This is a genomic window from Pseudomonas sp. HT11, from assembly GCF_044875395.1.
In the GTDB taxonomy this organism is placed as follows: domain Bacteria; phylum Pseudomonadota; class Gammaproteobacteria; order Pseudomonadales; family Pseudomonadaceae; genus Aquipseudomonas.
In genome coordinates, this window is record NZ_CP173217.1 from 1,613,404 (window position 1) to 1,633,216 (window position 19,813).

21 protein-coding genes and 1 tRNA gene are annotated in these 19,813 nt (G+C 59.1%); 16 read left to right on the forward strand and 6 right to left on the reverse strand.

Annotation, left to right across the window (positions count from 1 at the left end; genetic code table 11):
• Positions 1-153: 153 nt before the first annotated feature.
• Positions 154-1,593 carry a DegQ family serine endoprotease gene (locus ABWL43_RS07265; RefSeq protein ID WP_145162895.1) on the forward strand — a complete coding sequence of 480 codons (1,440 nt, stop codon included), beginning with the start codon at positions 154-156 and terminating at the stop codon, positions 1,591-1,593.
• Positions 1,594-1,648: 55 nt separating this feature from the next.
• On the opposite strand, the gene ABWL43_RS07270 is transcribed toward ABWL43_RS07265, so the two are convergent.
• A complete protein-coding gene (locus ABWL43_RS07270; protein WP_200623290.1) occupies positions 1,649-3,082 on the reverse strand; it encodes a M48 family metalloprotease in 1,434 nt (477 codons plus the stop codon).
• 95 nt (positions 3,083-3,177) lie between these two features.
• Between ABWL43_RS07270 and ABWL43_RS07275 the strand changes: the two genes are divergently transcribed.
• A complete protein-coding gene (locus ABWL43_RS07275) occupies positions 3,178-3,417 on the forward strand; it encodes a sulfurtransferase TusA family protein (RefSeq protein ID WP_010212198.1) in 240 nt (79 codons plus the stop codon).
• A gap of 31 nt (positions 3,418-3,448) precedes the next feature.
• Positions 3,449-4,519, forward strand: a complete 1,071-nt coding sequence (locus ABWL43_RS07280) for an AI-2E family transporter (protein WP_242194081.1) — start codon at positions 3,449-3,451, stop codon at positions 4,517-4,519.
• A gap of 36 nt (positions 4,520-4,555) precedes the next feature.
• Here ABWL43_RS07280 and ABWL43_RS07285 read toward each other — a convergent pair whose 3' ends face one another.
• Positions 4,556-5,029: a peroxiredoxin gene (locus ABWL43_RS07285; protein WP_145162901.1), complete on the reverse strand. Its 474-nt coding sequence runs from the start codon at positions 5,027-5,029 to the stop codon at positions 4,556-4,558.
• A gap of 14 nt (positions 5,030-5,043) precedes the next feature.
• On the reverse strand, positions 5,044-5,604 hold the full coding sequence (locus ABWL43_RS07290) for a glycine cleavage system protein R (protein ID WP_003172487.1): 561 nt from the start codon (positions 5,602-5,604) through the stop codon (positions 5,044-5,046).
• A 273-nt stretch (positions 5,605-5,877) separates the two neighbouring features.
• Here ABWL43_RS07290 and dapA point away from each other — a divergent pair, with 273 nt between their 5' ends.
• The 7 genes from dapA to ABWL43_RS07325 all read left to right on the forward strand — a co-directional run bounded on the left by dapA (position 5,878) and on the right by ABWL43_RS07325 (position 11,357).
• Positions 5,878-6,756: a 4-hydroxy-tetrahydrodipicolinate synthase gene (dapA, locus tag ABWL43_RS07295; protein WP_106577012.1), complete on the forward strand. Its 879-nt coding sequence runs from the start codon at positions 5,878-5,880 to the stop codon at positions 6,754-6,756.
• A gap of 17 nt (positions 6,757-6,773) precedes the next feature.
• Positions 6,774-7,889 (forward strand): outer membrane protein assembly factor BamC, encoded by a 1,116-nt coding sequence (gene bamC / locus ABWL43_RS07300; protein ID WP_106577011.1) that lies wholly within the window; start codon positions 6,774-6,776, stop codon positions 7,887-7,889.
• 4 nt (positions 7,890-7,893) lie between these two features.
• Entirely contained in the window at positions 7,894-8,652 is a 759-nt protein-coding gene (locus ABWL43_RS07305) for an MBL fold metallo-hydrolase (RefSeq protein ID WP_119738968.1), read from the forward strand.
• Between the two features lie 27 nt (positions 8,653-8,679).
• Positions 8,680-9,393, forward strand: a complete 714-nt coding sequence (gene purC / locus ABWL43_RS07310; protein ID WP_016971341.1) for a phosphoribosylaminoimidazolesuccinocarboxamide synthase — start codon at positions 8,680-8,682, stop codon at positions 9,391-9,393.
• An 83-nt stretch (positions 9,394-9,476) separates the two neighbouring features.
• Positions 9,477-9,566: transfer RNA gene (locus tag ABWL43_RS07315), tRNA-Ser, on the forward strand.
• Positions 9,567-10,146: 580 nt separating this feature from the next.
• Positions 10,147-10,632: an Hcp family type VI secretion system effector gene (locus tag ABWL43_RS07320; RefSeq protein WP_106577007.1), complete on the forward strand. Its 486-nt coding sequence runs from the start codon at positions 10,147-10,149 to the stop codon at positions 10,630-10,632.
• Positions 10,629-11,357, forward strand: coding sequence for a DUF4225 domain-containing protein (locus tag ABWL43_RS07325; protein ID WP_404487331.1), 729 nt, complete (start codon positions 10,629-10,631; stop codon positions 11,355-11,357). Before ABWL43_RS07320 ends, ABWL43_RS07325 begins: the two co-directional genes overlap by 4 nt.
• A 425-nt stretch (positions 11,358-11,782) precedes the next feature.
• Here the strand turns inward: ABWL43_RS07325 and ABWL43_RS07330 are convergent, their stop codons facing one another.
• The gene (locus ABWL43_RS07330) at positions 11,783-13,009 is read right to left on the reverse strand and encodes an MFS transporter (protein ID WP_145162905.1); all 1,227 of its coding nucleotides are present in this window, start codon (positions 13,007-13,009) and stop codon (positions 11,783-11,785) included.
• A gap of 274 nt (positions 13,010-13,283) precedes the next feature.
• Between ABWL43_RS07330 and ABWL43_RS07335 the strand changes: the two genes are divergently transcribed.
• Positions 13,284-13,538 carry a hypothetical protein gene (locus ABWL43_RS07335; protein WP_242194070.1) on the forward strand — a complete coding sequence of 85 codons (255 nt, stop codon included), beginning with the start codon at positions 13,284-13,286 and terminating at the stop codon, positions 13,536-13,538.
• 93 nt (positions 13,539-13,631) lie between these two features.
• Here ABWL43_RS07335 and ABWL43_RS07340 read toward each other — a convergent pair whose 3' ends face one another.
• Positions 13,632-14,843: a methyl-accepting chemotaxis protein gene (locus ABWL43_RS07340; protein WP_404487332.1), complete on the reverse strand. Its 1,212-nt coding sequence runs from the start codon at positions 14,841-14,843 to the stop codon at positions 13,632-13,634.
• 54 nt (positions 14,844-14,897) lie between these two features.
• Between ABWL43_RS07340 and ABWL43_RS07345 the strand changes: the two genes are divergently transcribed.
• The 4 genes from ABWL43_RS07345 to ABWL43_RS07360 all read left to right on the forward strand — a co-directional run bounded on the left by ABWL43_RS07345 (position 14,898) and on the right by ABWL43_RS07360 (position 17,363).
• Complete coding sequence (locus ABWL43_RS07345) at positions 14,898-15,455, forward strand: cytochrome b (protein WP_404487333.1); 558 nt, start codon at positions 14,898-14,900, stop codon at positions 15,453-15,455.
• Between the two features lie 34 nt (positions 15,456-15,489).
• Entirely contained in the window at positions 15,490-16,041 is a 552-nt protein-coding gene (locus tag ABWL43_RS07350; protein ID WP_177410078.1) for a tetratricopeptide repeat protein, read from the forward strand.
• Positions 16,042-16,113: 72 nt separating this feature from the next.
• Positions 16,114-16,599 (forward strand): RNA polymerase sigma factor, encoded by a 486-nt coding sequence (locus ABWL43_RS07355; protein ID WP_404488375.1) that lies wholly within the window; start codon positions 16,114-16,116, stop codon positions 16,597-16,599.
• Positions 16,596-17,363, forward strand: a complete 768-nt coding sequence (locus ABWL43_RS07360; RefSeq protein WP_404487334.1) for an anti-sigma factor family protein — start codon at positions 16,596-16,598, stop codon at positions 17,361-17,363. Before ABWL43_RS07355 ends, ABWL43_RS07360 begins: the two co-directional genes overlap by 4 nt.
• A 2-nt stretch (positions 17,364-17,365) precedes the next feature.
• On the opposite strand, the gene ABWL43_RS07365 is transcribed toward ABWL43_RS07360, so the two are convergent.
• Positions 17,366-18,325 (reverse strand): LysR family transcriptional regulator, encoded by a 960-nt coding sequence (locus ABWL43_RS07365; RefSeq protein ID WP_404487335.1) that lies wholly within the window; start codon positions 18,323-18,325, stop codon positions 17,366-17,368.
• Between the two features lie 157 nt (positions 18,326-18,482).
• On the opposite strand from ABWL43_RS07365, the gene ABWL43_RS07370 reads away from it, so the two are divergent.
• Positions 18,483-19,802, forward strand: coding sequence for an MFS transporter (locus ABWL43_RS07370; RefSeq protein WP_106576997.1), 1,320 nt, complete (start codon positions 18,483-18,485; stop codon positions 19,800-19,802).
• The last annotated feature ends 11 nt before the right edge of the window (positions 19,803-19,813 follow it).

A 19,813-nucleotide genomic window follows, 5' to 3' on the forward strand; every position in this document is an offset into this window, starting at 1 on the left:
AGTATTTTCACTTGCAAAAAATCCCCATGTTTTTTATAGGTCAGGGCTTGTCGGCCCTGGCCTTGTTTTGTTCGCGGAACAAAGATGTCGGTCGCAATTTTCGGCGTTTCTTGAACCCTGTCGCTCAACCCTGCTCGTCGTAACGGGAGCTGTATGTCGATACCACGTTTGAAGTCTTACCTATCCATAGTCGCCACGGTGCTGGTGCTGGGTCAGGCCGTGTCCGCGCAAGCGGCCGAATTGCCTGACTTCACCCAACTGGTGGAGCAGGCCTCGCCTGCCGTGGTGAACATCAGTACCACGCAAAAACTGCCGGATCGCAAAGTCTCGAACCAGCAGATGCCCGATCTGGAAGGCCTGCCGCCAATGCTGCGCGAGTTCTTCGAGCGTGGCATGCCGCAACAGCGTTCCCCGCGTGGCGGCGGCGGTGGCCAGCGTGAGGCACAGTCCTTGGGCTCGGGCTTCATCATCTCGCCTGACGGCTACATCCTCACCAACAACCACGTGATTGCCGACGCCGACGAGATTCTTGTGCGCCTGGCGGATCGCAGTGAGTTGAAAGCCAAGCTGATCGGCACCGACCCACGTTCCGACGTGGCCTTGCTGAAAATCGACGGCAAAGATTTGCCGGTACTGAAACTGGGTAAATCCCAGGACCTGAAAGCCGGCCAGTGGGTAGTAGCGATCGGTTCACCGTTCGGCTTTGACCATACCGTCACCCAGGGCATCGTCAGTGCCATTGGCCGCAGCCTGCCAAATGAAAACTACGTGCCATTCATCCAGACCGACGTGCCGATCAACCCGGGTAACTCCGGCGGTCCGCTGTTCAACCTGGCGGGAGAAGTGGTCGGGATCAACTCGCAGATTTATACCCGCTCCGGTGGCTTCATGGGGGTGTCCTTTGCTATTCCGATTGACGTGGCCATGGACGTTTCCAACCAGCTCAAGAGCGGTGGCAAGGTCAGCCGTGGCTGGTTGGGCGTAGTGATCCAGGAAGTGAACAAGGACCTGGCTGAGTCGTTCGGTCTCGATAAGCCGGCCGGTGCCCTGGTCGCCCAGATCCAGGACGACGGCCCGGCTGCCAAAGGTGGCCTGCAAGTCGGTGACGTGATCCTGAGCATGAATGGCCAACCGATCATCATGTCGGCTGACCTGCCGCACTTGGTCGGTGCACTCAAGGCCGGCAGCAAAGCCAAGCTGGAAGTGATTCGTGACGGCAAGCGCCAGACCGTTGAGCTGACCGTTGGTGCGATCCCGGAAGAGGGCGCCACCCTGGACGCTCTGGGCAACGCCAAACCGGGCGCCGAGCGCAGCAGCAATCGCCTGGGCATTGCCGTGGCTGAGCTGACTGATGAGCAGAAGAAAAGCTTCGACCTTAAAAGTGGCGTAGTGATCAAGGAAGTGCAGGACGGCCCTGCCTCTCTGATTGGCCTGCAGCCAGGTGACGTGATCACTCACCTGAACAATCAGGCCATCGACTCCACCAAGCAGTTCACCGACATCGCCAAGGCGCTGCCGAAGAACCGTTCGGTGTCGATGCGTGTCTTGCGTCAAGGGCGTGCGAGCTTCATTACCTTCAAGCTGGCCGAGTAACTTCCAGGCCAATAAAAAGCCCCGCGAAAGCGGGGCTTTTTTGTGGGCGATGTATTTAGCTCATCATTCCTTTTACCAAGCGTTCCTGCTCGATCAGCTCACGCTGGCGCGCGTCGATACGAGAGGACAGCGGGAAGTTGTTGCCGGCCCGGCGCTTGGCAAAATCCAGTTGCTGAATGGCCTGCTGGAAGTCGCCTACCAATGCAAAGTACTCGGCGCGGGCTTGATGCAAGCCAATGATGTTGCCGGACAGGCCGCGTGTCTCGGCGACCTGGTACCAGACGTCGGGGTCATCGGGACGGGATTTGAGCAACGCATCCAACGCTTTCTCCGCATCGGCGGTTCGGTTCTGCTTAAGCAACAAGTCCACGCGCACCTGGTTGAGCGGGTAGTTGCCGGGGTACTGGGTGAGCATCCGGTCAGTGCGTTGCTGGGCATCCGGCAAGCGGTTGTTGGTGATGTCCAGCTCGATTTGCGCCAGGTTGTACGTGATGTCATTGGGCGCCTTGGCCAGCAGCGGTGCCAGGGTTTCCCGCGCTTCCTTGAGTTGAGTGCCCTTGATCTGGGCGATGGCCAGGCCATAGCGAGCCACATCGTTTTTAGGGTTCTCGTCCAACTGCGCCTGGAAGCGTTTGGCCGCAAGACCGGGCGTATCCTCGTATTGCAACTGCACGCGCGCGCGAATCAGTTGATAGCGCAGGCTGTCTTCCTTGCCGCCGGGTTTGGCTTGCTCGGCGCGGTTACGGGTGTCGGCGATCCGTGATTCGGTAACCGGGTGAGTCAGCAGGAACTCCGGTGGCTTGGCGTCGAAGCGATATTGACGCATCAGTCGTTCGAACATGGTCGGCATGGAGCGCGGGTCGTAACCGGCTTTTTCCAGGTTAAGAATGCCGATACGATCAGCCTCCTGTTCGTTCTGACGGGAGAACCGGCGTTGCTCCTGGATGGCTGCCGCCTGGCTGCCGGCAATCGCGGCAATGCCGGCATCACCCGCACCCGCTGCCGCAGCGATGATGCCGCCGAGCAAAGCGGCCATCATCGGGATCTGCATGCGCGACTGCGCTTCCACACCGCGGGCGAAGTGGCGCTGGGACAAGTGAGCCAATTCGTGGGCGAGTACCGAAGCATATTCGCCTTCGGTTTGCGCGTTGAGGAACAAACCGCCGTTGACCCCGACAATCCCACCGGGGGCGGCAAAGGCGTTGAGTTGTGGGCTGTTGATCAGGATGAACTCCAGGCGCCGGTCATTGACCTGACTGGTCTCCACCAGCTTGTACACGCTGGTTTCCACGTAATCCTTGAGTTGTGGGTCATTGAGTTGCGAGACCTGGCCGCGCAGGTAGGCAAGCCAAGCACGGCCCAACTGGTATTCCTGTTGTGGCGAGACAATGGCAGAACTGGCGTCGCCAAGTGACGGCAGGTCGTCAGCGAAGCCCGGAGAGGCCAGCAGGCAGGCCAGCGTCAGCAGGGTAGGGCGCAAAAAAGTCATGCACAGAGCCTTTCGACAAAGAGCTTACTGTAGCCGGACACTGAGCTTCGGACCAGATATTCTAAGCACCCCAAACGCGTGCCCGGAGTAAAACCATGACCGACGCTGTAGCCTTTGATGCCGAACTCGATGCCAGCGGCCTCAATTGCCCGTTGCCGTTGCTTAAGGCCAAGCTGGAACTCAATCGATTGGCCAGCGGCGCAGTGCTCAAGGTGATCGCCACGGACGCAGGCTCCCAGCGTGATTTCCGCACGTTTGCCAAGTTGGCTGGCCACACCCTGTTGCATGAAGAAGATGCCGCCGGTGTATACCGCTATTGGTTGCGCAAGGCCTGAACCGTTTGCCCCTACCGCCCGAGGTTGATTGATGTTCAAAGTGTTACGAGACTGGATTCAGCGCTACTTCTCCGATGAAGAAGCCGTGGTGCTGGCGGTCCTGCTGTTCCTGGCCTTTACCGCCGTACTCACCTTGGGCGGCATGTTGGCACCGGTGCTGGCTGGGATGGTGTTGGCGTACCTGATGCAAGGCCTGGTCACCACGCTGGAGCGTATGCGTTTGCCGGGCGGGGTCGCGGTAGGGTTGGTGTTTGCGTTGTTCATGGGGTTGTTGGTGGTGTTCATCGTGGTGGTTCTGCCGTTGCTGTGGCATCAGCTGATCACGTTATTCAACGAGTTGCCGGGCATGCTCGCCAAGTGGCAATCGCTGTTGCTGCTGTTGCCAGAGCGCTATCCGCACCTGGTGTCGGACGAGCAGGTGCTGCAGGCCATCGAAGTGGCGCGCGGCGAGATCGGAAAGTTCGGGCAATGGGCGCTGACCTTTTCCCTGTCCAGTCTGCCGTTGCTGGTCAACATCATGATCTATCTGGTGCTGGTGCCGATCCTGGTGTTCTTCTTTCTCAAGGACCGCGCGATGATCGGCCGCTGGGTGAGCGGTTACCTGCCGCGTGAGCGAGCGCTGATTACCCGGGTGGCGGAGGAAATGAACCGGCAGATTGCCAATTACATCCGCGGCAAGGTCATTGAGATCGTCATCTGCGGGGGCGTCACCTACATCGCTTTCGTCGCGCTCGGCCTGAACTACGCGGCATTGCTGGCGTTGCTGGTGGGTGTGTCGGTGGTGGTGCCCTACGTCGGCGCGGTGGTGGTAACGGTGCCGGTGATGTTGATTGCGCTGTTCCAGTGGGGCTGGAGTGATCAGTTCATCTACTTGATGGCGGTGTACGGCATTATCCAGACCCTGGACGGAAACGTACTGGTGCCGCTGCTGTTCTCGGAGGCTGTCAACCTGCATCCGGTGGCGATCATCTGTGCGGTGTTGTTGTTTGGCGGGCTGTGGGGGTTTTGGGGTGTGTTCTTTGCGATTCCCCTGGCGACACTGTTCAAGGCCGTACTGGATGCGTGGCCGCGGCAAGAACCGGCGGTGGCGCCTTTGTTGTAACGATGGGGGCGAACACCCGGTGTTCGCCCCAACGATTCAAGCCTTGCTCAGCGCCTGCGCCGCCGCCAAAACGGCGTCCACATGCCCTGGCACTTTCACGCCACGCCATTCCTGACGCAGCACGCCGTCCTTGTCGATCAAGAAGGTGCTGCGATCAACGCCCAGGTATTCCTTGCCGTAAAGCTTCTTCAGTTTGATCACATCAAACAACTGGCAAACCGCCTCGTCCTTGTCGCTGATCAGCTCGAAGGGAAATTCCTGCTTGGCCTTGAAGTTTTCGTGGGACTTCACGCTGTCGCGCGACACGCCAAACACCTCGGTGTTGGCGGCCTTGAACGCTGCGTACTGGTCCCGAAAGCCCTGGCCTTCGGTGGTGCAGCCCGGCGTGCTGTCTTTCGGATAGAAGTAGATCACCACTTGCTTGCCCTTGAGGGCTGCGAGGCTGAAAGTCTGGCCGCTGGTGGCCTGGGCTTCGAAATCGGCCACGGGTTTATCGATGACTACCGGCATGGATAGATACTTCCTTACATTGGGTTCTGTGGGCGCCATGGCTCGATCAAGGCGTCGAGGTTCAGGGCATCGGCGAAATCCAGGAACTGGTCACGCAACCAACTGATCTGCACGCCCGCCGGCAAGGTCACGGTAAACGTGGCGTTGAGCATGGTGCCGCCGGTCTGTGGCGCCTGATAGGTGTCGCAGGTCAGGTTCTCGAGCTCGACGTTGTGGTCGATAAAGAACTGGCACAGTTCGTTGACGATGTCCGAACGGTAAGCCGAGCTGACGTATGCCACATAAGGCAGAGCCTGCGGGCGGTTTTCCAGTGCGGCGCTGCGCACTACGTTGACGGTGAAGTCATGCTTCTTGGCCAGGCCCGGCAGGCCGGTTTCCAGACGCGCCAAGGCGTCCCAGGTGCCGGAAATCTGCAGCACCAGCGCGCTGCACTCGCCATGGCGCGTGAGGCGGGAGGTTACGACGGCGCAGCGGTTTTCATGGCTGGCGCGGCACAGGACGTTGGTCAGCTCCATGGGGTTGGCGCCGAGGGCACTGATAACAAGGAATTGTTCGCGAACTGTGGGGGTGGACATGCAGCCTTCCTAAAACGATGAGCGGTCGATACGGTCAGGGCTGTATCGATCAAAGGATGAAGGGTAGCGAAAACCGCCGCCAAGGGATAGGAGGTGGCGTTTTCATTGCGTGATCGGTCTGATTTCAGCGTGCTTCAAGGCACGCTTTGACCCAATGATGGCATTGCCCATCGTTTAGTTGCCCCAGAACGCATCCTCAGGCGGTACTTCGCTTGTACAAGCATCTTGGCGCCAGTACCATTACGGCTCTCTTTTTCCGGCAGGAGCGGTTGCATGATTGCGGGCAGTATGGTGGCACTGGTCACACCCATGGATGCACAAGGTCATCTCGACTGGGATAGCCTGGGCAAACTGGTGGACTTCCACCTGCAAGAGGGCACCAACGCCATTGTGGCGGTCGGCACCACAGGTGAGTCGGCCACACTGGATGTGGAAGAACACATCCAGGTGATCGAATTCGTGGTCAAGCGCGTCGCGGGCCGTATCGCCGTGATCGCCGGTACGGGCGCCAACTCGACGCGTGAAGCGATCGAGCTGACCAAAAACGCCAAAAAAGCCGGCGCCGATGCCTGCTTGCTGGTGACCCCGTACTACAACAAGCCGACCCAGGAAGGCCTGTACCAGCACTTTCGCACCATTGCCGAAGCCGTTGATATCCCGCAGATCCTCTACAACGTACCCGGCCGCACAGCCTGCGACATGAAGGCCGAGACCGTGATCCGCCTGTCCACCGTGCCGAACATCATTGGCATCAAAGAAGCCACTGGTGACCTGCAGCGCGCCAAGGACATCCTGGCCGGCGTGAGCAGCGACTTCCTGGTGTATTCCGGTGACGACGCCACGGCTGTCGAGCTGATCCTGCTGGGGGGCAAAGGCAACATCTCGGTGACCGCCAATGTCGCCCCGCGCGCCATGAGCGAGCTGTGCGCCGCCGCCATCGCCGGTGATGCCGTGACCGCCCGCGCGATCCACGAGAAGCTGATGCCGCTCAACAAGACACTGTTTATTGAATCCAACCCTATTCCCGTGAAATGGGCGCTGTTTGAGATGGGCTTGATGCCGGACGGTATCCGTCTGCCGCTCACCCGGCTCAGCGAAGCCTGTCACGAACCGCTGCGACAGGCCCTGCGCCAGTCCGGCGTCCTGGTTTAATTGAGGAAGCACTACGCATGAAGCGATTGGCCGGACTTTCCGCACTTGCCTTGATTATCTCCAGCACCAGTGGCTGCGGTTGGATTTGGGGCCCGGATGGTTACTTCCGTGACCGCGGCAGCGATTACCTGGAAGCACAAGCAACCAAACCGATGCAACTGCCGCCGGACGTCAATGTCGCCAAGCGCCTTGACCCGTTGCTGCCTATCCCGCGCAACGTTGCCGACGACACCACCAAGGGTGAATACGTGGTGCCACGTCCACAGCCGATCTCGGCCGTGGCTGACGCCAGCGACTACAGCCTGCAGAAGAGCGGCGACAACCGCTGGATTATCGCCCAGCGCCCACCTGCCGAAGTCTGGCCGGTGGCGGTGCAGTTCTTCCAGGACAACGGTTTTCGCATTGACCAGCAACGCCCGCAGACCGGTGAATTCACCACTGCCTGGCAGCGCAGCAGCGAACTGTCCGCCAACATGGCCCAGCGCCTGCAGGCCGGCGGTGTAGCCGCCGACAGCGAAGCCCGTGTGCGTGTGCGCATCGAGCCGGGCGTGCAGCGCAACACCAGTGAAGTCTACGTGGTCAGCGCCGAGCGTCCTGCCGGCAGCACCGCCGCTGTCGATTTCACCCCACGTTCGGTCAACATGGGCGTGGACGCCGCGCTGGTCGACGAGATGCTGGCCAGCATGAGCCGTATCTCCGAGAAGGGCGGTTCGGTGTCGCTTCTCGCTGCGCGTGATTACGACACGCCTAACCGCGTCAGCCTCACCGAGGACGGCAGCGGCAACGTGGTGCTGAACCTGGGTGAAGACCTCGACCGCGCCTGGGCCAGTGTCGGCCGCGCGTTGGAGAAAGGCCCATGGCGCGTTGAAGACATCAACCGTAGCTTGGGTCTGTACTACATCAACGTGGCTGAAAAAGCCGAGAAGAAAGACGACGAGCCAGGTTTCTTCGGCAAACTGTTCGGCAGCAAGCCGACCAAGGAAGAAGTCGAAACCCGCGCCGAGCGCTACCAGATTCGTTTGAGCAAAGTGGGCGAAAGCGTGCAAGTCACCGTCGAGAAAAACATCAACACCGTTGCGCCGGCTGAAACAGCGCGCAAAGTGTTGGGCGTGATTCAGGACAACCTGGGCTGATCCAATGCGTTTTGCCGTTCTCGGCAGCGGTAGCCAAGGGAACGGCACGCTGGTCGCCCACGACGACACGTACGTGCTGGTGGATTGTGGTTTCTCGTTAAAAGAAACCGAGCGGCGCCTGCTGCGTCTGGGGGTTCACCCCGCGCAGCTGAGCGCGATTCTAGTGACCCACGAACATGCCGACCACGTGCATGGCGTGGGTTTACTGTCTCGGCGCTACAATCTTCCGGTGTACCTGAGTCGCGGCACACAGCGCGGGATGCGCAAACCCATAGAACCTGCAGGTTTCCTGGCCGGTGGCGAACAGCTGCAGATTGGTGCGTTGAGCATCGATGTGATTGCCGTTGCGCATGACGCCCAAGAGCCCACGCAGTACGTATTCAGCGACGGGGAGCGACGTTTTGGCGTGCTCACCGACCTGGGTTCCTACTGTTCCAAGGTGCTGGACGGATACCGCAACCTCGATGCATTGATGATCGAGTCCAACCACTGCCGAGACTTGCTGGCGCGCGGTCATTATCCGTACTTCCTCAAGCAGCGGGTGGGCGGCGAGCTGGGACATTTGAATAACCACCAGGCGGCGTACCTGGTGTATGAGTTGGGCTGGCAAGACCTGCAGCACTTGGTCCTGGCCCACCTGAGCAGCAAGAACAACCTGCCGCAGCTGGCCCGGCAATGTTTTGTCGACACCCTCGGGTGCGACCCGGACTGGCTGCAACTGGCCGATCAAGATTCAGGGCTCGACTGGCGACACATCGCCTAGCCCACCATTTAGCAAGCGGAGCCCATCATGGAAAAACGTGAAGAACTCTACCGCGGCAAAGCCAAGTCGGTGTACAAGACCGACGACGCCAACCGCCTGATCCTGCTGTTTCGCAACGACACCTCGGCGTTCGACGGCAAGCGCATCGAACAGCTTGACCGCAAAGGCATGGTGAACAACAAGTTCAACGCCTTCATCATGCAGAAACTTGAAGCGGCCGGCATTCCGACCCAATTCGACAAGCTGCTGGGCGACAACGAATGCCTGGTCAAGAAGCTCGACATGATTCCGGTTGAATGCGTCGTGCGTAACTACGCCGCCGGCAGCCTGGTCAAGCGTCTGGGCGTGGAAGAGGGCCTCAAGCTCAACCCTTACACGTTTGAGCTGTTCCTGAAGGACGACGCCAAGGGCGACCCGTTCATCAACGAATCCCACGTCGTGGCATTCGGTTGGGGCACCGCTGAGCAACTGGCACGCATGAAAGAACTGTCGCTGAAGGTCAACGAGGTGTTGAGCAAACTGTTCGACGACGCTGGCCTGCTGCTGGTGGACTTCAAGCTGGAATTCGGCGTATTCCACGACGGCTCCATCGTCCTGGGCGACGAATTCAGCCCGGACGGCTGCCGCCTCTGGGACAAAGACACCAAGAAGAAGATGGACAAAGACCGCTTCCGCCAGGGCCTCGGTGACGTTATCGAAGCTTACGAAGAAGTCGCCAATCGTCTCGGCGTACCGCTTTAATCGACGCAAGCATCTGATAGCACGGAAAAAAATCGCTTTTGGGGTTTGCTTCCGCGAAACACACTGTTATGATGCGCGCCGTTGGAGAGATGCCAGAGTGGCCGAATGGGACGGATTCGAAATCCGTTGTACCTTCACCGGTACCTAGGGTTCGAATCCCTATCTCTCCGCCATTACATAGAAAAAGCCCCGTAGCTGAATAAGCTACGGGGCTTTTTTGCGTTGGCTTATAAATCGGCCGCAGGCTCAATCGCTCAGTTGCTTTCCGGTAAACCTGATCACGATCTGGTTTATCAACGGCCGCTCCAGCGACGGTGATTTTCTGATCAGCCACCTGAAAAATTAGCCTGGCTGCTGCGTCGCTTGAGCTGTAGCCATCAGGCATCCCATGTAGGCGATTAGCGTCAATCCGGAGATCTTCAGTATTTACGCGTGAGCAACTGACGAACGGTATCGCCAAGTTTTGCCATTCCTTCAATGGCTTGATCTTCCTCGGTCATCAGAACACCCGAGGACAACTGCCACCCAATCCTGTTTGAGGGTAGAGATTAGTAACTTCTTCGTAGCGTGTAGTTACATCGTGAAAAGGCTAATCCCCGACCTACCGATGCGCTCAACGCCATTTATGACGACGACAGTGCGCTGAAATCAGAAGTCTCAGATTTTTCTGAGAACCGGACGCGTCCTACACGTGCATCCTTGATCGCTGTAATAGTCTACTCAGCCGATTGATTGAGTACGAGAAGGTTACCCATGGCGAACACTGGTTATATGTCGATCACCGGTAAGGTTCAAGGATTGATTTCAGCGGGTTGTTCAAGTCAGGAATCGATAGGTAATAAGTGTCAGCCGGGCCATTTAGATGAAATCATGGTGCTCTCATACAGCCATAACATGGCGAATATTGGCAACGTGAACAAGCCGACGCATCGCCCAATTGTGCTCACAAAAAATGTTGATAAATCGTCACCCTTACTCGCTCAAGCGCTTTCAAGTAGAGAGGAGATTGAATGTACGATTAACTTTTATCGAATATCTTCCTTTGGACAGCAGCAAAAGTTTTACTCAATCTCCATTGAAGGCGGTGTTATCACAGACCTGACGCTGGATATGCCGCATGTCATTTTACAAAACGATGCCGAACCACAGGAACATCTAGCGATTCGTTATCGGAGCATCACGTGGGCTCACCACCTTGCTGGCACAACAGGCTATAGCGCTTGGGGAGGCGATGAGTGAAACCGTTAACTGACAGAACGGATGGCGATAGGTCCGGCACTTGTGATTTTTGGCAGGTCAGTCGTGCTGGGAGCATTCTGGCTAACCAGGCGTGTACCGTGAGCGCGCGGCATATCAAAAATGGTGTGTTGCGGTTGCAATTCAATCGTGAAGTGGCGTACTACGCGAGAAGTATTGTCCACGATGTGGAGCAGGGTAAAAAGTCCCCAGAGCAGGGTCTTAGGGACTTGGAAAACGAACAAAAAAGCCTGTTTGACCAGTCAATGGAGATCTCTCGACAGGGTATTGGGGTGATTGCAGGTGCACTGCAATTCGCGGCCGGAGCAGGGATCTGTTACGGGTCTATCGGTACGCTATGTGTGGTCCCTGGAGTGCCGTTGATGGCGCACGGAGCCAATAATGTCTATGAGGGTGGACGTAATTTGTGGGAACGCCGCTCGGACACTCAGGGGCCGGTGCGCAAGGTGTACCACCAAGTTGCTAAAGCAATGGGCGGTGGTGAGTTTGAAGGGAATATGGCGTATGGAGGCGGCGATTTATTGATGTCAGTGTACGGTGTGGCCAGGTTGGTTTTAAAGCCTGATTCTTGGCGTCTGTTTCGTTATGTTCGTAGTGATTATCAACGTGGATATGTCGAGGCTAGTAAATTCACCTTGGCTTTTGATGCGTTTGCTGATGGAATTACAATAAATAATATGAATAGAGATATAAAGAATAATGAGTAGTGATAATATTTTTTTGACATTTGTTTATTTTATGATTTCTGTTTTGGGGTTCTTGTGTTTTTATTTAATTAGCAGGCATCTTTCTGGTGATAACTTTAAAGAGAAATGGTTTTGGCTGTGCTTTGCTGGCGTTCTACTTTGGGGGGCGGTGCAATATAACGTAGCTAGCCACGGATCCATTTTATTTTTTTCGTCCCCTCTGGAGTTTCTTGTTAGTAACTATTGGATTCGGTGGATTGCATTCATCAGTGCTATCCTTCAAGCGACATGTATTCCTAGCAAAACAATGCACAAGCCAAGCGCTGGTGGATCTACTTGAACATAATTTCCCGGCGGATAAACACGGCAGATTCTGTCTAACATCTAAAACTAAAAAAGCCTGCTGAGCTCAACGCCCAGCAGGCTTTTCAGTTATTCCTCCCTGGTCAGCCGGGCTGCGCCACCAAGCTGTTGCTCACATTGCGCCCCAGTACCAACACCGTCACAAACCCACAGCCGACCAACGCCGTCGCCAAACTCAACAACACCGCGCTACCCATCTGATCGACGATCCGTCCGCCAAAGAACGAACCCAAGGCAATGATCACTTGGAACAAGGCAACAAACAGGGGCATGCCGCGTTCGACATCCTTGGGTGCCACCACAAACATCCAGATACTGGCGCAGGCCGGGAAGGCGCCGAAGGCGAAGCCCCACAGCCCGATCAACATCGCGGCGCCGGTCATGCCGGTGGCGAAGTAGGGGAACAGCGCGGTGCTGGTGCCGATCATCAGCGCGACCAGCAGCAAGGTGTAACGGACGCTGCGGTTGGCAGCGAAACCGGCAAAGACATTGCCCATCACCCCGGCCACACCATAAAGCAGCAGCAGTGAGCCAATCGTCGGGCCGTCAAAGCCGGAGCTGTTTTTGAAGAAGGGCGCCACATAGGTGTAAGCCGCAAAGTGCGCCAGCCCGATCAGCAACACGGCGATCAACCCGACCCGTGCTTGTGGGTTGATGAACAAGGCCGGCAGGTCGCGGACCTCAATGGCTTTTTCCGGGGTAAGGCGTGGCAGCAGGAGGACCTGCGCCAGCAACACCGGCACGCCCACCAGCGCGGTCACCAGAAAGGTCATGCGCCAGCCCATCAGGCCACTGAGCCAGGTGCCAACGGGCACGCCAAGTACGGTGGCCAGCGTCACCCCCATCATGATGATTGACGTGGCCTTCGCTACGCCCACACCCTTGGGTGCCAGGCGCCCGCTGAGGGCGATTGCCGTCGCCCAGAAGCCGCCGATGCTGATGCCCAGCAGTACGCGGCCGAACAACAGCACGCTGAAATCGCTGGCGTAGGCCACCACCGAGTTGGCGATGATCATGATCAGCGTCAGGCCGATCAGCAGGTAACGGCGGTCCATGGCGCCAATGCTGACAGACAGCAACGGCGCGGCGAGGGCGGCCATGATGCCGGGCAGGGTCACCATCAGGCCGGCGTGGCCGGCGCTGATGCCGAGGTCGCTGGCAACGTCGTTGAGTACGCCCACCGGCAGAAACTCACTGGTCACCAGGGCGAAGGCGCCCACGGCGACTGAGAGAATCGCCAGCCACTGCTGTTTGACACTCTGTTGATTATGTTCGGGAAGGCCGCTGGGAGCCGGGCTGGCGCTTGGCATGGTATTGGGTTCCATAGGGACATGTCGCCTGAAGCAGGCGAGGGGAAGGGAGAGTGGAGGCGATTATAGGAAGCGGGTCGGGCAATCACACAGGCGAGCGTTTCGATAATAACCATCAGTGCAATTGATTAGACGCCTTACATCACGCTTGCGCCTTTCGTACCGGTTTCCCAAACGTTGCCTACAGGCAGCGCGTTGCGACCCGTTCTGCAACTCACTATCGTGGTCCAGCGATTTTCAGGTAGGAAATCCCACCCAGCAAAGGACCTGCATCATGAGCAAAAACACCAAGAAAACCTCCGGCAAGATGGCCACTTTGGCGGCGCAAACCCTCAATAATCCAATCGCCTCGGCCCTTGCCAAAAGCCTTGCCGCGTCGGCGTTGGCCCAGAGCGGTACAGACAAGCAGACGAGCGCCGAGATGGAGGAGAAAGCAGCGAAGGCGCTTCAGAGCGATAAATACAGCGACCAGACCAAATCCCTCGCTGCCTCGGTCCTCTCCCAGGCCAATAGAGAACGCGGAAGCTGAGTTAACAACGCCGCCAAGGCACAAGCCCTGTAGCTAAACACGCTACGGGGCTTTTTCGTTTCCGGCGTTTTGTCCCAGCAGCTTGAAGCGGGCTTAAACCACGAACTTCGCAATCATCGTGTTCAGGTCAACCGCCAGGCGCGAGAGCTCCTGACTGGCGGCGGTGGTCTGGTTGGCCCCGGCGGCCGTCTGGGCCGACAGATCGCGGATATTCGTCAGGTTGCGATCCACCTCCCGGGCCACTTGCGCCTGCTCTTCGGAAGCGCTGGCGATGATCAGGTTGCCTTCGGTGATGCGCGTGATCGCATGGGTGATGCGCTCCAGCGACTCGCCCGCACAGTGGGCCACGGTCAGTGTCGAGCGCGCGCGTTCATTGCTGCTGTGCATCACCGATACCGCCTGGGTCGAACCCTTCTGCACCCCGCTGACCATCTGCTCGATTTCCTGGGTCGACTGCTGGGTTCGATGTGCCAGGGCCCGGACTTCGTCGGCCACCACGGCAAAACCGCGTCCGGCCTCGCCGGCGCGGGCGGCTTCAATGGCCGCGTTCAGCGCCAGCAGGTTGGTTTGTTCGGCAATGGCGCGAATCACGTCCAATACTTTGGTGATGTCTTGGACACTGTCGGCCAGGCTCTGGATTTCTTCGGTCGCCGACGTCACTTCCTCGGCCAGCAAAGAAATCGATTCCACGGTGTCCATCACGTGGCTGCGACCGTTGCCTGCCATGGCATCACCGTCTCGGGAGGCGTCGGCAGTGCTGATGGCGTTGCGTGCGACCTCATCCACCGCAGCGGTCATCTGGTTGACCGCTGTGGCGGCCTGTTCGATTTCACCGTTCTGTTCGTGCAAGGCCCGTGTGGATTCCTCAGTGACCGCCGAGAGTTCTTCCGCCGCGGACGCCAGTTGATTGGACGAGTCGGTAATCTGGTGGATGGTTTCGCGAAGGTCCGACTGCATGGTTTCCAGCGCACGCAGCAACTGCCCAGGCTCGTCGTTGCCGTCCACCACAATCGACACAGTCAGGTCACCCTTGGCCACTTGCTCGGCGATACGCACCGCCTGGTGCAAGGGCAGCACGATGCTGCGGGTAAACAGCGTGGCCAGCAGTGCGGTGAGGAATGTCGCCAGTGCCATGGCGATGAATACCCATTTCACTGCGCCGTGGTACGTGGCGTCGGAGCTCGTGGCCGCGTCGTCGGCTTCCTGAATATTGATCGACAGCAGGTTCGCCAGCTCGGTCCCAAGCTTGTCGCCCAGGGCGATCAGTTCGCCATTGAGCAGCGCGATAAATTTTTCGCGCCTCACCGAATAACCTGCGCCGCTGCGGTGTTCACCTCACAGACCACCCAGGGAACGCCCATGAACCGCCATGCCGACCGCTACGACCGCCTGACCCGCACTTTGCACTGGCTCACCGCCGCCGTGGTGATCTTCATGTTTGCCAGTGCGCACATCTGGGAAAACCTCGAAAAGGGCACGCCGCTGCGCAAGGGTCTGCAATCGGTACATATCTCGCTCGGCATCGCCATGGCCCTATTGATCGTCGTGCGGATTGTATGGCGTGTGTTCGGCGGCAATCGCCCGAAGGCCGACAGTCACCCAACGCTTAACCTGTTCGCAAAAATGGCGCATGGTTGCCTGTACCTGTTGTTGCTCGCGCAGATTGCCCTGGGCTTTGTGTTTCGCTGGGCTCAAGGCGAACCCTTCAACTTTTTCGGACTGTTCGCGGTTCCTGCGCCTTTCGTGATCGATCACGAATGGCGCGGCACCCTTGGCGGCCTGCATAACAATGTGGCCTGGGCGATCATCCTGCTGGCGGGCCTGCATGCCGTGGCTGCGCTCTGGCATCACTATGTACTGGGCGACGGCACGCTGCGCCGCATGCTGCCGGGTTCACGCAATGTGTTTCAAAAGTGATGTTTCCTCCCTATCGCTACGGAGCATGACCGCCATGAAAAACCGTCACCCACACCCCGTCACTTACCGCACCGCGCTGTTCTACGGCGCGTGCCTGGCTGCCGCTTTACTCGCGGGCCAGGCCCATGCCTCCGGTGACGAGTCGGCACCGCCCAAGCCCAATTGCCCCAAAGGCCAGGTCTGGGACACCAAGACCGCAAAATGCGTGCTGCAAACCAGCAAAGCCACCTCGGATGCCGACCGCACCGATTACGCCTACCGCCTGGCCAAAGATGGGCGCTACGACGAGGCCCTGGCCTTGCTCGACACCCTGCAAAACCCGAACACCGCCAAGGCCCTCAACTACCGCGGTTACGCCACGCGCAAGCTTGGGCGTACCGATGAAGGCATCGGTTATTACCTGAAGTCGGTCGCGCTCGATCCCAACTACGCCCAGGTTCGCGAATACCTGGGTGAGGCTTACGTGATCAAGGGCCGCGTCGACCTGGCGCAGGAGCAGTTGGTGAAAATCAAAGCCCTGTGCAGCACCACCTGCGAAGAATACGAAGACCTGGCCGAAGCGATTGCCGCTGCGCCACAGGCTTGAATCCACTGAGTGCGCGAGCAGGGGGCAGCCATTACCCACGAGGCTGAATTTCGTCGCGAGTTAGGCCTGCTGTTGCCGCGTTTGTGGCGATACGGGTGGGTGTTGTCGCGCCAAAAGCACCTGGCCGAAGATCTCGTGCAGGCCACTTGTGTCCGCGCGCTGGAGCGTGCCGGCCAGTTCGCGGCCGGCACGCGGTTGGACCGTTGGCTGCTGGCGATCATGCATTCCATCTGGCTCAACGAAGTGCGCTCGCAACGGGTGCGTCAGGGCCAGGGTTTTGTTGATGCGGAGCAGGCGTTGTCCTTCGATGGCGAACGCCAGGCGCAGGAGCAGGTATTGGCCGCGCAGGTGATCAAACGCGTCAACGGCTTGCCCGAGGCGCAGCGCGAAACGGTGTTTCTGGCGTATGTCGAAGGGCTTTCCTACAAGGAAATTGCCGAGGTACTGCGTATTCCCGTGGGCACCGTAATGAGCCGGCTGGCGGCCGCGCGTTTGAAGCTGGCCGAGACCGCCCCTGCAAAAAACCGGCAGGATCAAGCCAGCGGAGCACAACGATGACGCACACAACCCCAGTGTCCGATGAACTGTTGGTGGCTTACCTGGATGGCGAACTGGAGGCTGGGCAGCATCGGCTTATCGCCGATCAGGTCAGCACTGACCCGGCACTTGCCGCACGCCTTCAGGCCTTGCAGTGCGCCGATTTACCCTTCAAGGCCGCGTTCGACGCGGTGCTGGACCAAGCCCCCGGCGAACGCCTGCAGGCCATGCTCAACGCGCTGCCCCCGGTACAGGCGCCCACCTTGAGTCGCCGGCGTTTTCTGGCTGTGGCGGCGGGGTTTGCCGTGGCCGGTGTGGTCGCCGACCGCGTGTTCATGAGCTGGCCACGGGCGGAGTCCGGCCAAGGCTGGCGCGCCTCGGTTGCCGAGTACATGGCCTTGTACACGCCGCAGACCCTGGAAAACCTCAGCGCCGACCCCGCGTTGCAGGCCGCCCAACTGCGTTCCGTGGGCGCACAACTGGGCCTGCCGTTAACCGCTCGCGCGGTAGACCTGCCCGGCGCCGAGTTTCGGCGTGCGCAGATCCTCGATTATGACGGTGTCCTGATCGGTCAACTGACCTACCTGGACCCGCGCCACGGGCCATTGGCCTTGTGCATAACGATTAGCAAAAAAGGCGCGCAGCCCGTCGCGACCGAGCAGCGCCGAGGCCTGAATGTGGTGTATTGGGCCAACCTGTCCCATGGGTTCATGCTGATCGGTAGAAACCCTGTCGACGATTTGCAGGCCATGGCTGGCAGCGTCGAGCGGGCGTTGGCGGGTTGAAGTCAGTGACTGGCATCCTCAGCAGCACCCGCCAGCCGAGCCGAAAGACGCTCGATAAACACCGTCTCCGCCCGGCTCATCTTCTGCTCGCGATTCCACAGCAGGTGAATGTCCACATCGGCGATCCCGTCATCCGGCGGTAGCCGCCACAGCAGCCCGTGCTTTACATCGTCGGCCACCACATGAATCGGCAAACAGCCCAAGCCAAAACCGGCAATCACCAGGCGCCGCACCTCTTCCAGGCTTGACGACGACGCCACGATGCGCCCGCTGAACCCTTGCTGGTCACGAAAGATCGTCAGCGGCGACAACATGCCGCCAATCTGGTCGCTGGTAAAACTGACAAAATTCTCCGACTGCAAATCGCCTTCCGCCAAGCCGCTGCGCCCAAACAGCGGATGGTGACGCCCGCAAAAAAACGCATAGCGCTGGCTCAGGAACAGGTGCTGTTCCAGGCGTGGCTGTGGCCGGCGATTAAGGCTCAGGCCCAGGGTTGCGGTTTTTTCCAGCAGGGCGGCGACGATGTCCGAGCTGCGCATCACTTCAACCTCCAGGTCCACGCGCGGATGCTCACGGTGAAAGGCGGCGAGGAAGTCGTCGAAGGTCTCGGAGTTGATCCGGCTGATCATCAGCAAACGCACTTTGCCGAGCACTTCATCGCCGGGTTTTTGCAGCGCATTGCTCATCTGCGACACCTGGCCATACATCTCGCCGGCGATGGTGAAGATCTGTTCACCCGCTTCGGTGAGCGCGAAGCGCGGGCCTCGGCGGGCGATGAGTTGGCAGCCAAGCTGTTCTTCCAGGCGCTTGAGCGCCTGACTGATGGCCGGTTGGGTCAGGTGCAGGCGCGCAGCGGCGCGACTGATGCTCAGTTCCTGGCCGATGACACGGAAGGTGCGCAGCAGGTTCCAGTCCAGTCGATCGTTGAGCAGAGGGTGACTGTCGCGGCGAAATTCGGGCATGGCGCAGCTCGATAATAAGCAGGATTTATAATCGGAATAATAAATAGAAAATTGACTAATCATAGCCCTGTGACGATAAATCACCCTTACCAAGCGCCATCAGAGCGCGTGCGTTCGACATTCTCCTGCCAAAAAAATAACCAAAGGAGCCAGCCCCATGAAGCCTTCCGCTTCGCCGCAGCCGCGCCGTGCTGCGGCCGCCGCTTTTATCGGCACCATGATCGAGTGGTACGACTTTTACATCTACGCCACCGCCGCCGCGCTGGTGTTCGGCCAACTGTTTTTTCCTTCCGACGACAAACTGTTCAGCACCATGGCGGCGTTCGGCACGTTCGCCGTGGGCTTCTTCGCGCGGCCGTTGGGCGGCATTGTGTTCGGGCATATCGGTGACCGCATCGGCCGCAAGAAATCCCTGGTGATCACTTTGGTGATGATGGGCGTGGTCACCGTGTGCATCGGCCTGTTGCCGACCTACGCTCAAATTGGCGTTGCGGCGCCGGTATTGCTGGTGCTGCTGCGCGTGGTGCAAGGCATCGCCGTGGGCGGTGAGTGGGGCGGTGCGGTGTTGATGGCCGGCGAACATGCGCCGAAAGGTCGTCGAAACTTCTTTGCGTCTTTCGCTCAACTGGGCAGCCCGGCGGGTTTGATCCTGTCGCTGCTGGCGTTCAGCGCGGTCACCCGGTTGCCGGAAGAGGACCTGCTCAGTTGGGGTTGGCGCCTGCCGTTTCTGGCCAGCGCCTTGCTGTTGATCGTCGGCCTGGCGATTCGCCTGGGGGTCAACGAGTCACCGGAATTCCTTGAAGACAAGGCCATTGCCGAGAAAGCGCGGGCGATCCAGAAAGACCAGGCGCCCGTGATCGAAGTGCTGAAAACCGCCTGGCGCCCGTTGCTGTTGTGCATCGGCGCCAACACCCTGGGCATTGCCGGCGTGTATTTCACCAACACCTTCATGATTGCCTACAGCACTCAGCAACTGGGCCTGCCGCGTTCGCTGATTCTGGAATGCCTGTTTGTCGTCGCCATCATCCAGTTCTGCATCCAGCCACTGGCTGCCTGGGTGGCCGAGAAGGTCGGGGCCACGCGTTTTCTGTGCGCCATGACCGTGCTGGCGATGGCCTCACCTTATCCGATGTTCGTGCTGGTCAGCAGCGGGCAGGCGCCGTTGATCATCCTCGGCATCGCCCTGGCCGTGGTGTGCATGGCCTCGTTCTACGCGGTGATCGCCGGGTTTGTCAGCGGCCTGTTTGAAACCCGCGTGCGCTACACCGCGATCTCCCTGGCCTACCAGGTGTGCGGCGCGCTGGCCGGTGGCCTCACGCCATTGATCGGTACCTGGCTGGCCCACGAATACCAGGGCCAATGGTGGCCCATGGCAGTGTTTTACAGCCTGATCGCGGCGGTCTCGCTGGTGTGCGTACTGGCATTGTCGCGCCGCCACGCCACGGCTCACCGTCTTGAAATGGCCCACAGCGTTTAATGGAGCGTGCG